The 13,900-nt window shown below is 58.5% G+C and carries 11 protein-coding genes; 2 read left to right on the forward strand and 9 right to left on the reverse strand.

Going from position 1 to position 13,900, the window contains the following annotated elements; all coding sequences use genetic code 11:
• Nucleotides 1–30: 30 nt before the first annotated feature.
• From C8J40_RS11455 to secD, 4 genes are all read right to left on the reverse strand, one after another.
• Entirely contained in the window at nt 31–2,022 is a 1,992-nt protein-coding gene (locus tag C8J40_RS11455) for a Tad domain-containing protein (protein ID WP_243693347.1), read from the reverse strand.
• Between the two features lie 230 nt (nt 2,023–2,252).
• Nucleotides 2,253–2,654 (reverse strand): hypothetical protein, encoded by a 402-nt coding sequence (locus tag C8J40_RS11460; RefSeq protein WP_132897148.1) that lies wholly within the window; start codon nt 2,652–2,654, stop codon nt 2,253–2,255.
• A gap of 383 nt (nt 2,655–3,037) precedes the next feature.
• Nucleotides 3,038–4,021: a protein translocase subunit SecF gene (gene secF, locus C8J40_RS11465; protein ID WP_132897149.1), complete on the reverse strand. Its 984-nt coding sequence runs from the start codon at nt 4,019–4,021 to the stop codon at nt 3,038–3,040.
• Between the two features lie 14 nt (nt 4,022–4,035).
• Nucleotides 4,036–5,634: a protein translocase subunit SecD gene (gene secD, locus C8J40_RS11470; protein WP_132897150.1), complete on the reverse strand. Its 1,599-nt coding sequence runs from the start codon at nt 5,632–5,634 to the stop codon at nt 4,036–4,038.
• Nucleotides 5,635–6,706: 1,072 nt separating this feature from the next.
• Here secD and C8J40_RS11475 point away from each other — a divergent pair.
• Complete coding sequence (locus tag C8J40_RS11475; protein WP_132897151.1) at nt 6,707–9,157, forward strand: prolyl oligopeptidase family serine peptidase; 2,451 nt, start codon at nt 6,707–6,709, stop codon at nt 9,155–9,157.
• Nucleotides 9,158–9,493: 336 nt separating this feature from the next.
• Here C8J40_RS11475 and C8J40_RS11485 read toward each other — a convergent pair whose 3' ends face one another.
• The 3 genes from C8J40_RS11485 to C8J40_RS11495 form a co-directional block, all read right to left on the reverse strand.
• Nucleotides 9,494–9,751 carry a PepSY domain-containing protein gene (locus tag C8J40_RS11485; protein ID WP_132897152.1) on the reverse strand — a complete coding sequence of 86 codons (258 nt, stop codon included), beginning with the start codon at nt 9,749–9,751 and terminating at the stop codon, nt 9,494–9,496.
• Nucleotides 9,752–9,820: 69 nt separating this feature from the next.
• Entirely contained in the window at nt 9,821–10,255 is a 435-nt protein-coding gene (locus C8J40_RS11490; RefSeq protein ID WP_132897153.1) for an NUDIX hydrolase, read from the reverse strand.
• Between the two features lie 264 nt (nt 10,256–10,519).
• Nucleotides 10,520–10,819 (reverse strand): hypothetical protein, encoded by a 300-nt coding sequence (locus C8J40_RS11495; RefSeq protein WP_132897154.1) that lies wholly within the window; start codon nt 10,817–10,819, stop codon nt 10,520–10,522.
• Between the two features lie 306 nt (nt 10,820–11,125).
• Here C8J40_RS11495 and C8J40_RS11500 point away from each other — a divergent pair, with 306 nt between their 5' ends.
• Nucleotides 11,126–11,683 (forward strand): hypothetical protein, encoded by a 558-nt coding sequence (locus C8J40_RS11500; protein WP_132897155.1) that lies wholly within the window; start codon nt 11,126–11,128, stop codon nt 11,681–11,683.
• A gap of 41 nt (nt 11,684–11,724) precedes the next feature.
• On the opposite strand, the gene C8J40_RS20320 is transcribed toward C8J40_RS11500, so the two are convergent.
• Both C8J40_RS20320 and C8J40_RS11505 read right to left on the reverse strand, forming a co-directional pair.
• Entirely contained in the window at nt 11,725–12,183 is a 459-nt protein-coding gene (locus C8J40_RS20320) for a hypothetical protein (RefSeq protein WP_165911434.1), read from the reverse strand.
• Between the two features lie 838 nt (nt 12,184–13,021).
• Nucleotides 13,022–13,864: a hypothetical protein gene (locus tag C8J40_RS11505; protein WP_132897156.1), complete on the reverse strand. Its 843-nt coding sequence runs from the start codon at nt 13,862–13,864 to the stop codon at nt 13,022–13,024.
• Nucleotides 13,865–13,900: the final 36 nt, after the last annotated feature.

Consider the following 13,900-nt stretch of genomic DNA (forward strand, 5'->3'; position numbering starts at 1 on the left):
CCCGCGTGTCACGTAGAAATATGAGGTGCATCAGTGAGTGACCCGAAGCTGTGAGATGCGAGCGGCAATATCGGCGAAAGTCTGGTTCAGCTCCGCCGCATTGTTTGCTTGGTACGCCCGGTTTGGAGACGCGCAATTCGACAAAAGGGATGTTAGGTTTGTTCCAAACGCAATGACCCAAACCGTGATGTTCTTTTTTTCCTTGGCGATCGTACAGAGACGGGAAAGTCGATCCTCAACGATGCTATCTTGATCGGCTTTGGTCGGTAAGCTGCTAGCGTCTGTCCTCCGCCGATCCAGCGCCGCCAGTCCGTAGGCATCGTAATCCGCGATATTGGTTTCGGTGTCCCCATCGGTCATGAAAATTAGATTTCGAGAAATGTTGCTGCCGTTCGGCGCGGCAGCGTTTTCTGACGAGAACAAACCCTCTGCGGAGATGAGCCGCAGTCCCCATAGCATGCCTATGTCGTGATAAGTGCGCCCTCTAGGAACAAGAGAGTTTAAGTAGCTCGTCAAATTCGATTTGTCTGCAGACGACCTGATCTCTGTCAATTTACGAGCAATTGTCGGGCACGCGGCAAAGTCCGACTTGTACGATCCAGGTGTGATATAATTATTCGATACATGAAAAACGGTGTTAGCTTGCCACCCCGTTATTCCGGCCGATCCCGATGGATAATAATTTGTTACCGCGCGTGCCCAGATGAGATCGGGAAGAAATGGTCGCCACTGAGTGTCCGCGTTACCGGGCACTGGTACCATGTCGATGTCCATGTCGTAGGCCGTGCCATTCTCGTTTGGTCGAAGCGTCTTGCGCTCTTCGATGCAGGCACCCTGACTCGAGTTTCCCCAATTGATAGTTTTCGTCGTAAAACTGTTCCCCAGCATGGTATCAAAGCTACCACCGCCAATTAACCCCGAACCGGTCGAGCCCTTGAGTGACGATACAGGGAAGCTGATTTTTTTATAGTTCCAGTAATATACGCGATTACTATTATTTTGCTTGCCGGCGTTTGGATTTTCGCTGACCGTTTGTGTATAGTTTTGACTATACGAATTATATGTTGTTTTCGTAATAGTGCAGACGCCGCTACTGCTGCGTGATGCGCTATAGGTGCTGCCGTTTATAGTCCGCGTTGCCGTTCGTGATCGGGGTACCGCCGAACCTGATGGGTTCCAAGGTGTGTACGTCGTTGTGTCAGAATAATTCTCGTTCGCGGGCGCGACGCAGTCTTCTGACGAGCCCGGTTGCGTCGTTGCTGTTTTAGAGCCTGTCCATTCGGAATAGTTACTATTTGTTGTAATCGTTGATCCTTGCGTTCCACCCGACTGGTCAACATAGCCGTCGGGCTCACGCGACTGATAATCCCAGTTATCTACCATCCATTCGCGCTTAAGTAATAAGCCAACGTTTACCGTGGACGAATACGGTACAAATCCGTACCGTACTTGTGATGCAGCAGACTGAGCGTTGTTAAGAGTCGTGTAAAAGTCCGTAACGGACTGTCGTAGGGCCTGAATTTTGGATTGTGAATCGCCGGAGTTGGTTTCAGCCATCGACAAAGTCGTGTCCAGGACGAACATAATATCGCTGTTGGGCAGCTGAAGCTGCGCATCGCAAGCGGCCTGAAGCGGGATTTCGGTAAAGCCGAATATCTTCATGACAGACATAGGTACGGAAGCTGCTGCCTTGCCATGGACAATCATATCGTTGCCCACGTCATAAGCCATGCTCAGCGCGGTCACCCCGTACTGCCCTGGGGCAAAATTAAGGGAAAAAAACCGGTTTGCGGAATCTCGAGCAGAAGTGTCGAATGTGGATGCCGTCATCGCTCGCCGACCACCTAAAACAGCCGCGTCGCAGGCGTTTTGTAGCCGAGATTTGACTAGATAGGCGCGACTCATATCCAGCGCACCACCGATCATACCCATTAAAGGTAGAAGCGAGAACGCAAACAGCACGAGCGTATTTCCACGGACATCGCTCTTAAAAGCGGTCGCGCGCTTGAGAAGGTGCCCCAAATCGGCCTCCAATTGACAGAGTATGCAACCGATTTGGGGGTAATATGGTTTAAATTTCGTTCAGTATGACATTGGTTGTAACATAATGACATTCTAAGACAGAGATGTGAGAACGCCGAGCTTAACGAATGGCTGTTATCGGGCGCTAGGATCGCCAGCCCGAGCGTCCGGGTTTGGGCGTAAGCGGAATGGCCGACATGGGCAGGTGAGCGGTCTGACCGCTTTCAGTTCTACCCCTCCGCAACCCGGACATCGCGAAAACGGGATCTGACCGCCGCGATAGATCTTTCGTCAGAGGTTTCCACCTCAAAAAATGAGCTATCGATCGCTCGTATGGTCAGCCACTCTCGATGTGGATCGTCGGGCAGTACGGCTACGAAGTCGCCCCAGATCACCTGCACCGTGTCGTCTGCGATTGCTAGAAGTTCGTCGCCGGTGATCTGACTTGATACCTCTGCCAGCTCTTCAAGGCGAAATCCGCCCGCGCCTGTAGCTTCGAAGGGCTCGTCATCAGGCGTTGTGATCGTCCACCTTGCTTCCAAAGACGGTGGAACGAGAGCCCGGAGCAAGTCGCGCATGTCAAATGCCAGGATGCCGCGATCGTCTAAGTCATGGATGGTCAATCTTGCCACGCCGCTCTCTCGCAACTGCCTTCTCTCAAAGCTGAACGAAAGGCAGCTTGCGGGCAAGCACCGCTGCCCGCTTAACGGCGGTAGTTGGGCGAAGGCACCCTGCCCCCAGCTTCCGGCTAGACCCACTAGTGGACGTTCAGCCGGCCCTTTCCGCTCCCTTACTTCGGACGCTCGTTCATGCAGCGGATCAATAGGGTCCGCCAAAGCAAGGTTGCTCGCAAACGATGGCGATTTGGAATGGCGATCCCCGTCGGAAAGGCTACCTGCGCCTCCGATACCAAGACCGCATACCGGTAACGTCTTTAAGCCGCAGTGGCCCGAGAAACCCATCCTGGACGGCGTCCGAAGGGTTCTCGAGCTTCACACTGCTCAGAATTGTGCGTTCAATCGAATTTGCGCTCTACCTTTGGACCAACCCTTTCCGCGCCATCCTGCAGGCCACCCTTGCGCGGTGCAGGATCGGCCCGCAGCCCCAGCGTAATCAGGAGCGACGACGACACGTAGATTGACGAGTACGTCCCCACAACGATGCCTAGGATCATTGCCGCGGTGAACCCTCGCAGCACGTGCCCTCCCAGGATCAGCATGGCAACCAAGGCCAGCAGGATGGTCACCGATGTCATTACGGTGCGCGGCAGCGTCTCGTTCACTGACAGGTCGATAATATCGCGCATATCCATCTTCCGATAGCGGCGCATGTTTTCGCGGATACGATCGTCGATCACGATCTTGTCGTTGATCGAGTACGAGATGATCGTCAGCACCGCCGCGACGATGTTAAGGTCGACCTCAAAATCATTCCGCATGAGCGCGAAGAAGCCGAGTGTCATCAATAGATCGTGAACGATCGCGACGACGGTCGAGACGCCGAATTGCCACTCGAACCGCACCACCGTGAACAGCGCGATGCCTAGGATCGCAAGACCGACGGCCAGAACACCTCGGGTAATCAACTCATCGGAAACCTTGCCTGTAATCGTGTCATATTTGGAGAATGTCGCACCCGGAAATTTGATTGCCAGATCGTCTGACACCTTCTTTACGAGCCGGTTTGTCGCTTCCTCGTCGCCGCTATTCGGTAGCGGCAGACGGATCGACAGCGTTTTTGGATCACTGAACGACTGAATCGATGCTTCGCCAACCCCAAGGCTGTCGACTTCGGAACGGACGGCCTCGATCGATGGTGCAGTCTTGAAGTTCTCCTCCATCAGGACGCCCCCGACGAAATCGACGCCCATGTTAAGGCCCCGAAAGGTGACGAGGCCGACAGCGATAAGCGACAGCATGAGCGTTAATCCGAACGCCCATTTACGAAGCGAGACGAACTTCAGGTTGGTGTTGTCAGGTACAAGTTTCAGTAGGCGCATGATATTCTCCCGCCTCAGATATTGATTTTGGTGGGGCGGTTCTTCCGCAGCCACAGCGCGACCATCATCCGCGTGAACGTGACAGCGGTGAACACCGACGAGCAGATGCCGATCAGCAGCACGACCGCGAAGCCCTTCACCGGACCCGAGCCGAGTAGCAGCATGATCACGCCGGTAATGGCATGCGTCACGTTCGCCTCGAAGATGGTCCGGCTTGCCTCCTTGTAGCCCAGCTCGACCGACTGGATTACGCTACGCCCGCGTCGCCGCTCTTCACGAATGCGTTCGTTGATCAGCACGTTTGCATCAACCGCAGTGCCGATCGTCAGCACAAAGCCAGCGATGCCGGGCAAGGTCAGCGTCGCTTTTAGAAATGCCATTACCGCCAGGATAACGAAGACGTTGATGACTACGGCAATGTTCGCATACAAACCAAACCGACCGTACGTAGCGAGCATAAACAGGATTACGGCAACCGCCGCAACAACGCTTGCGATTACGCCTGCACGGACCGAGTCATGTCCCAGGTCGGGACTAACAGTGCTTTCAGCGACGATCTTCAAGTTCACTGCAAGTTTGCCAGATCGCAACGCGATCGCGAGGTCGTTCGCAGTCTGAACCGTGTAGTTGCCCGCGATCGATGCCCGGCCACCAAGAATCGGCTCGTTGATGTTGGCAACCGAGATTACCTTGTTATCGAGGATGATCGCGAACGGCTTGTTGACGTTTTCGGATGTCACCTTCGCAAATCGCCGGCCTCCCTCCGCGTCGAACGTGATCGCAATGTTGGGGGCATTGGTCTGTGGATCGAACTCCTGTCTCGCATCCGCAACCTGCTCGCCTGAGATCACCACCGGGCGCTTTAACGCTACAAAGGGCACACCTTGCGGATTGTCGGGATATGGCAGAACCTGGCTACCAACCGGGGCGATGCCCTTAGCGAGATCAGCGGGGTTCGCGGTTTGGTCGACCAGCTTGAACTCAAGCTTGGCAGTTGTCCCGACAAGCTTCTTTAGCGCCTGTGGGTCCTCCAAACCCGGAACCTGAACGACAATTCGTGTCGCGCCTTGGCGGACGATCGTCGGTTCCTTGGTCCCTAATTCATCGATGCGGCGACGAACGACTTCGGTCGCATCCTTCATGGCCGTGTCGATGGCCTGGGTTAGTCCGGCCTCCGTCGGCTTGAGCGAGAAGCGGTTTGTGCCGAGCACATTGACGTCCCACTGACTTTGACCGGTTATTCCAACTGCAGAGCCGGTAATCGTCGACAGACGCTGGCGAGCGAGGGCAATCTGAGATGGCTTGCTGACAGCGAAGGTGAGTTGCCCCCCACGCGTCGAAATGTCGCCGATTTCAATACGCGGCGTTCCGTTACGCATTGCGCCCGATACGCTGTCACGCATCGCCTCGATCCGCGTCTTCGCCAAATCAGCGGTATCACCTTCGAGGAGTAGATAACTCCCACCATTGAGATCAAGCCCGAGGTTCACATGAGATTGCGGATACCAGGCTGGCAGATGACCAGTTGGAATAAGGCTGGGGATCCCGAGCATGATGCCAATAAGGCACACGCACAGAACCGCCCCCGCCTTCAACCGGGAGAAATTGAGCATTTTCGACCCTCGTTCGTAGTCGTGAAGAAACAAGTGCGCCGGCACAGGCGCACTATCCGGCCGCGCGTTTCAGGCGCGGCAAGGCATCTTCAGGCTGCGGGAGGGCCTGTAGCGGGGTGAGCGCGGACCGAACGTTCCGCGAAGGCTAGTACAGCGAGCTGAATGGGGGAAAGGCGCGACGGTGTTGGATTTGCGGCACGCGCCAGCTCGGCGGGCGGTAATGCGTTACCACCGCTCTGCCGGGGGTCAGGGCGATCGGCTTCTTCGTTGAGGGCGATCGCGCGGTCACTGATCGTGAAAGGCCGCGCTGCAGCCTCGCGGACGGCCAGACCCTGCCCGCGCCCGTGAGTCGAGCCAGGATCGCCGAACGAGCTTAAGCTCAGCAACGCTGCGAATAGCGTTTGCAAAACAGCTACGAAGACGGACGGCGAAATCAGATCGGGGCACCCCTGTACGTGCGCTGATGTTATTACGGCGCACACCCGTCCGGAAAGATTTAAGCTATAGCCGCATTTCGCCGAAAACAAGAAGAACGTGTCAGACTTTTCATTGCTGGATGCCAGTTTAGCGTCTGAATTCTTGTCGGACGCAAGCGTGTTTTTTGGCCGATCTCGATCGGGAACGTCGGTCAGGACGATCAGCGAGTTCCCGGTATCGAACCTGTAGCGGTGCAGTCGTCAGGGTGCTCGCACCGAGATCCCTCCCAAGCAGGCACCCCATTTCGTAAAATCTCTTCCCTATTACTCTCTTCCGATATGGCCTGTCTGAGACGGAGAGACGGGAATACTCGCGCTTACATTGCAGTCATTGGGGCTTAGATCGTCACGCTAGACGTCAGAGAGTGTGTCTTCGAACGCGCCTCGCCCTACGGCTTCCGGGCCGACCCAGAGTCGGCCGTTCAATAGCCATCCGCCGATCCTCATTACCAGGCGTTCGTTAATGTTGGCGCTGAAGAGATCCCAACAATTTGCCCTACGACGAAACTCACGTAAGCTCTGACCGCGCGCCGTGTTGTCACCGCCTACCAAACCCTGGCGCTAAACGGCTTGACGATAGCGACAAAGGAATTCGAATGCGCGCCGGTGTCTGCCTGATTGCCCTTCTCCTGACCACCACGGCTTATGCTCAGACGCCTAACGACAGCGCTTATCATCGCGCGCCCGACGCGATCGCCAGGGCGCTGGAGACGCCGCCTACCCCCGGCGTCGCCGTCAGCCCCGATCACCGCACGCTCGCCATCCTTGGGCGTGAGAACTTGCCGTCGATCGCTAATCTGTCGAAACCGATCCTGCGGCTGGGCGGCTACCGCATCGATCCCGCCACCAACGGCCAAGCCGAAGTGCGCGTGCAATGGCTGAACGCGCTCAGCTTCAAGGACGTCGGCTCGGGGCGGACCGTGACGGTCAAGCTGCCCGCCGGCTTGCGCTTCGCCGCGCCCGATTGGTCGCCCGACGGCACTCGGCTCGCCTTCTACGCGCAAGAGGCCGACGGACTGTCGCTATGGATCGCCGAGCGCGACGGCAGCGCCCGCACAGTCGCCCGGGGACTGAACGGAACGTTCGCCACGCCCTTCGCCTGGATGCCGGACAGCAAGGCGCTCGTCGCCAATACCGTGCCCGCCGGTCGCGGGGCGGCACCCGTCGCGAGCAGCACCCCCACCGGCCCGGTGATACAGGAAAGCGCCGGCCGAACCTCGGCAGCGCGAACCTATGAGGATCTGCTCGGCGATGCGCATGACGAGGCGCTGTTCGACCATTACTTCACGGGCCAGCTCGTCCGGATCGATCTCGCCGGGGCTGCGCAGCCGATCGGAACACCGGGCGTGATCACCGATTTCAGCGTCTCCCCGGACGGTCGCTACCTGCTGACCGAGCGGCTCAAGCGGCCATATTCCTATCTGCTACCCGCGCGTTTCTTCCCGACCGAGATCGCCGTATCGACGATCGGCGGCCAATCGGTGAAGACGCTGGTCGATCGCCCGCTCGCCGACGATCTCCCGGTCGATTTCGACGCCACCGTCAAGGGCCCGCGCGAGGCGGTCTGGCGGTCGGATGCACCGGCGACGCTGGTTTGGGCGGAAGCGCTGGACGGCGGCAATCCGCGCACGAAGATCGCGTTCCACGACAAGGTGATGATGCAGGCCGCGCCGTTCTCTGCGGCCCCTGTAGAACTGGCGCAGACCCCGGCCCGCTATGCGGAGACCCTGTGGGGCGACGACGGCTTCGCGATAGTGGTCGACCGCGAATGGCGCACCCGCACCGAGAATCGCCTAGCCGTCGCGCCATCGCAACCCGGCCAGACGCGGACGATATCGACGCTCAACTATCAGGATCAATATAATGATCCCGGCGAGCCGATGGAGGAGGAGAATGCTGCCGGGAAACCGGTGATGCGCTTCACGCCGGCGCATGACGGCGTGTACGTCACCGGCGACGGCGCGACGAAAGCGGGGGCGTTCCCCTTCCTCGCCACGATGCCGCTGGCCGGGGGCGAACAGACGCGGCTGTGGACCGCCGAGGCACCCTATTACGAAACCGTCGTTGCCTTGCTCGACGAGCGTGGCCAGCGCATCCTGACGCGGCGCGAGAGCGCGAAGCTCGCACCCAACTACATGATCCGCGGCGTGAAGGGCGGCAGCGCCAAGGCTGTCACCGCGTTCGCCGATCCCGCCCCGGTCTTTGCCCGCGTCACGCAGCGGACGATCACCTATCCCCGCGCCGACGGCCTGCCGCTGTCGGGCTCGCTGTACCTGCCCGCCGGCTATGACGTGAAACGCGACGGACCGCTGCCGACGTTGCTGTGGGCGTACCCGGCGGAGTTCACCGACGCGAAGGTCGCCGGCCAGACGGTCGATCAAGGCAATCGGTTCGTCCGGCCGCGCGGCATCAGCCACCTGTTCCTGCTGACGCAGGGCTATGCGATCCTCGACAACCCGTCGATGCCGATCATCGGTGAGGGCGGCGTGGAGGCCAACGACACCTACGTCAAGCAGTTGCAGCAGGATGCGCAGGCCGCCGTCGATGCGGTCGTCAAGCTGGGCGTCGGCGACCGCAGCCGCATGGCCGTCGGCGGGCACAGCTACGGCGCGTTCATGACCGCCAATCTGCTCGCGCATACCGACCTGTTCCGCGCCGGCATCGCGCGGTCGGGCGCCTATAATCGCACGCTGACGCCGTTCGGCTTCCAGGCCGAGCAGCGCACCTACTGGCAGGCGACGCCGACCTATACCGAGATGAGTCCGTTCACCTATGCCGACCGGATAAAGGCACCGATCCTGCTGATCCATGGCGGTGCGGACGACAATAGCGGTACGTTCCCGATCCAGTCCGAGCGCATGTACGCAGCGCTCAAGGGCAACGGCGCGACGGTACGCTACGTCGTTCTGCCCAACGAACCCCACGGCTATCGTGCGCTGGAGTCGACCGAGGAGACGCTGTGGCAGATGACCGACTGGCTGGACCGCTACGTCAAGGCAAAGCAGCAGCCCGGATCGATAGTAGCGGCGGTAGCCACGGAAAAGTGATCGAAGTACCGATGACCGTCCAAAATTAGATAAGCAATTGACTCAGAAGCCGTCGTTCAAGTCACGAACTATGGTTCCGAACTCCGGTCGTCCGCTCATTCAATGCTCTTGGTGTTTGGAGACCTCGCGTGCATCAGGCCATTTCTGTGAGGAGGCAGAGCATGATCCCGTCCATCACTGCATCGGCGCGGTCACCCGACCGCGGCCGGGGACTGGCGGGGGACATCGCCGTGCGGCAGATGCGGACCAGCTAGGATTTCTGCTTGTTATCTCACGTTTGCAGGAGAGCCAGAGCACGCCGAGGGCTTCTGAGAGCCCCCGGCCTGCGGGGCTAAATCAGTTGTGATCGCGTTCCATCTTTGTGATCGCACCAGAACGTGGATCGACGTGGAACTCATAGTTGGCGTTGGCCTTGCGAGCTTCGCCTTCCCAATGGCCATCGTCAGCTTCCAACTTCGTCACGCGGTAGCCGCGCTTGGCCAGCATGTTCTTGACCTTTGCGCTGCTGATCCAACTTTTGCCGGGCCTGTCGGCATAGGCCGGAGCAGCGATAACGGTGGTTGCGACAGCGACGATGAGTAGCTTCTTGATCATGATCAACTCCTTTGGGGCGAGTTAATCGCATGATGGAGCCAGCTCGTTCCCGTTATGGATGGCGAGCCGTCATTCAAACACGTCGCGAGACGAGAATTCATTCTCGAACGATGCAAGGATCGAGCGCAAGGCGGTGTCGCGTACTTGTTCTACCGCGTCGCGTACTCTCATCCATTTACGACGTCGAACAGCCCGTTCCGGCCAATTCCTGAGTTCCTGGTTTACCAACATCGCGTAGGCGCAGACCCGAACATCTGTGGCTGCGCCATTAGCAGCTACCTTACGCTGACTATACGATCCAAGAGGAAGTCGCTCGATCAAGCCAACGACACCGGCCTCCTCAAAGGCCTCGCGTGCTGCCGATGTGTGAGGCAGCATCCCCTGTTTGACGTTACCCTTCGGCAGAACCCATCGCCCTTGCCGGCGCGATGTGACAAGCAGGACCTCAAGGCTGTTGTCGGCGGCTCGACGGTAGGGAATCGCTGCTGACTGCGCTCGTGTCATCCTTCTTTTATAGCCAGCCGATGATCGAGTTCTACCTTCACTTTCTATGACCGGGGTGCAGAACGCCCGCAATCGGGCGTTGGTCTACTCCTAGGATCGGCAGCCAAGACCCACAAGTGGACGTTCAGGCGCACTTCCCTGCCTCCCAACTTCGGACGCTGGTTCATCCTTGAGAATAACCGATTTTGAAGCCCGGCTACCCGCTCGCGAATGTCGTGATGGGGAAGGAAAGCCGCCCGTTCGTTTTCGGGCGCTCAGATGGCCTTAGCTACCCTGTTCGCTCGGGTTCAGATCCGCCCATCTTAGAAGAAGTCGAGGGGAACTGGCCGGGTCACCGGTGGACAACATCCGGTTTGCGGCATCCTCGACGCTTTGGACGAAATACTCGGTTTGCTGTGGCGCAAGCGCGAATGCGCCGCCTGAACGCCACGCGCTTTGGTATTCGATGGCTGCTTCCTGCTCAATCTCTGCCTCCACGCTGCAACCACTGCCGGTCAGAACGAATATGAGCGGGTTGGCCCACGGCTTGGGTAGAGCATTTCGATCGATACGGAGGTTGGCCATGGCGCATGATCGTCGGTTTTTCCTACGTCCGCAATTATGAAGCGAAGATGCTTGGTAAGTGACCGACTATGGGCGAACTGTTACCAATCATGCAGTTTGCCAGATCGGCCCCGACCTACATCTTGGACAACGCGATGCGGAAGTTGGGTTTCGAGCGGGGCTAGCTGGCGACCCGCGTCGTCGCCGCTCCGCGCCGCGCGACATAGCCATTGGCGATAGTCTCGGAGATCGCACCCGCTAAACATAAGCTTGGCAATGTTAAGGGCTGCGTACGATAAGAACGGCATGTAACGTGGAGACGATGGAATGGCGAAACATGCCCGTTTGATGATCGTCATTGGGTTATTAACGGGGACGCTGGGTGCACCATCGATCTCTAATGCCCAGACACCGCTGCAATTCGACTGTGACGCACCGGTCGACCAATTTAGTACGGAAGCACAGATCGTGGTGCTGCCTGTCACGGTTGTCGGCACGATCTCCGCACTCGTAATGGCGTCGAAAGACTATGTTCCGTCCGCCAGTGTAGCGATCATCAGCGCAGATGATAAGAACGGTGTGGGATTTCAGATGAATGCTCCGGCAGACGACGCGACGGCATTAGATGTTGATCATATCGAGATGCAACGCGGTATTCTTAAAGAGATAACTCAAGGTCGCGTACCCGCCACTGGAGCGATCCCCTTTTCCTTGACGGTTTCGAAACTGGGCGACGTCGCGGTTACTGTCGGCACCATAGTGTTCACCGCAAAGTTCGCGCCGGTTGCGCGTATGAAGGTGGCCGCAACCTGCACCAGCGGTCATTTCAAATATCTCGGCAGCCTATCAAATGCGGAAGCGGCGACCATATCCAGAACGCCGTAGAAGCGCGGGCTGGGCGAAACGGAATGGCCGGGATGGGGAGGTTATCTGCCATTCCGCTTTGAGAGGGCCGACCCGCGCATCACAGCCAGCCAAAACAGCGTGACCAGCGTATAAGGCAACCACCAAAGGCCGTGCCAGCCGGGCGGCGCGGCGAGCTCATCTATTAACGACGAAAGCCCAAAGCAGAACGGGATTGCGAAGCACAGCGTCACCATGGAGCTACGGATGGGTCGGGTTCCGTCCCACGCCAGCAGGCTGCCAGCATTATCGTTTCCACGGAGGCAGAGCCACGTTATCCCGCAAACGACGGGCACAAGCAGGGCAGCAAGGAAGATACTAGTCATCATCGGTATGATGATCGTGTCGGCCTCGGGCGAAAGTACCCCCGACTTTCCTACAGCGGGCAAGTAAATCCAGCTTGTCGCGGGAAGCCCGAGGATCACGAAGGTGGAGAGCACCCAGACGAGAGATTTGCCCAGAGGCAGGCGTACGCTGACCATCTGCGGGTTATGCCATGCGGCTGAACGACTGCAACTGGGCGGAAGCGGACTGGCGGGAATGGAAGGAAAGCGGACAGGCCGCTTATTGTTTGAAAGCCTGTCGTTTCGACACCCGAGCTACCAACCTCGATCTTTGTCGTTTCAGTACGTCAGGCATTTGACGGAGAAGGGCGGGCAGGCCGACGAGGATAAACAAAAGGAGTGACCACTTTTCGAGATGCCTGTCGCGTTCGGTTATCTCGACGCAGTAAGGTCCCGAATACACGCGCCCGCAAAGCCAATCGGCAGGAACGGCCGCGAAACGAGAGCCTACGGCCATCACCGGACGGGTTTCCATGAGATAGATGTTAGCCGCGAACGGCGCGAATATCATCGACGTACAAGTGGCTAAGATAAGTCGACGCTTCACGACAATCTCCCTGCGCCCCCGGGTGCGCGTCACCTGATATACGATCCAACGTCCGTTATCGGGAAGTTACAATTGCGGTGTCAACGTCCGCAAGTGGGCGAAGGCACCCTGCCCTACAGCTTCCGGCCAGACCCAGAAGCAGACGCTCACGCCCCTCCCCGGCTTTCCCAACTTCAGACGCTCGTTAATCTTAGCCAGACGGTCGCTTGATCGGCATCAAAGCCTTCCTCGGAGGGCAAAAAGTGGGACTTTCCTGCCGTTCCCTCGCGGCTTGTTGAGCGGCGGATCTGGCCAGAAGCTGACATAAAGCTTCTGCCCGACAGCCTATGCCGACGCGGTGAAGTCCGGGATCGAGAGCCATGGGCTGGCCGGCGTCTGCCAGGTCGCTGCCAAAGCGAAGTTCGGGCTGTGAGCGGGGAAGGCCTGCACCTAGTCCACCCAAGGCAGATCGTTTTCCCTCATGAAGGCAAGCCGGTTCTCGATCAGATCGCGACACAGCGTCGACAAGGGATCGACCACGTCTGCCATGAAACGCTCCAGTGCCCGCTGACGGACGAACGTCACCATGAACGATCCGGACAGCTTCGCCGACTTCAGCTCGCGCTCGAAGGAGACGTGGTCGACCGGCTCGGGCCGCGGCGCTTCAACACTCGCATCGATCAGGAAGAGATCCCCCGACGTGACGACAAGGGGGAAATACAGCCATATGTAGTGCCAATCCTCGGCTCGGGTCGGCTTGGGCCGCTCCTTTCGACGGGCGTTCAGGGCCTTCGCCATCGGATAAAAAATTGCATCGTAGAGTCCGCCGTGGTTCGCGTGCCAGCCCTTGCCCTGCCGATCGATCCGGCAGAACTGCACAGCCTTCCACGGCTTCACATGCGCGTCGAACACCTTGTCGAAGCCCAGATGGTTGAAAGGAGGGAGAGGTCGATAGGTGCTTCGTCCGCCACCCAGGTCTTTCGACATCTTGTATTCATAGGGAAAGACAAACTCCTCCGGCGTCCTCCGCCGATCGGCCTCGTTCTTCGGCCTCGCGATGAAGACGAACGGGTTTGCGGTGTTTTTGCACTCCACCAACAGCTCAACCAGCGCGCCGACCTTCTCGGTCTCGTCCACCGCCACCCGGGTAATCGCCGTCACGTCGATCTCCCGCGACTTCCCCTCCTCGGAATCCTCGAACGCCACGTTCGTTCGGACGTGCAAGCCGCGCCTCTCGAGCTGCGTAGCCACCTCCTGCTCCATGAGGTAGCCAGACGCCTCAATGGCGGCCATGATCTCTTCTTCGCTCGGACTTCCCGCCATCGGCAC

The sequence above is a fragment of the Sphingomonas sp. PP-CC-3A-396 genome, from assembly GCF_004343105.1.
In the GTDB taxonomy this organism is placed as follows: domain Bacteria; phylum Pseudomonadota; class Alphaproteobacteria; order Sphingomonadales; family Sphingomonadaceae; genus Sphingomonas.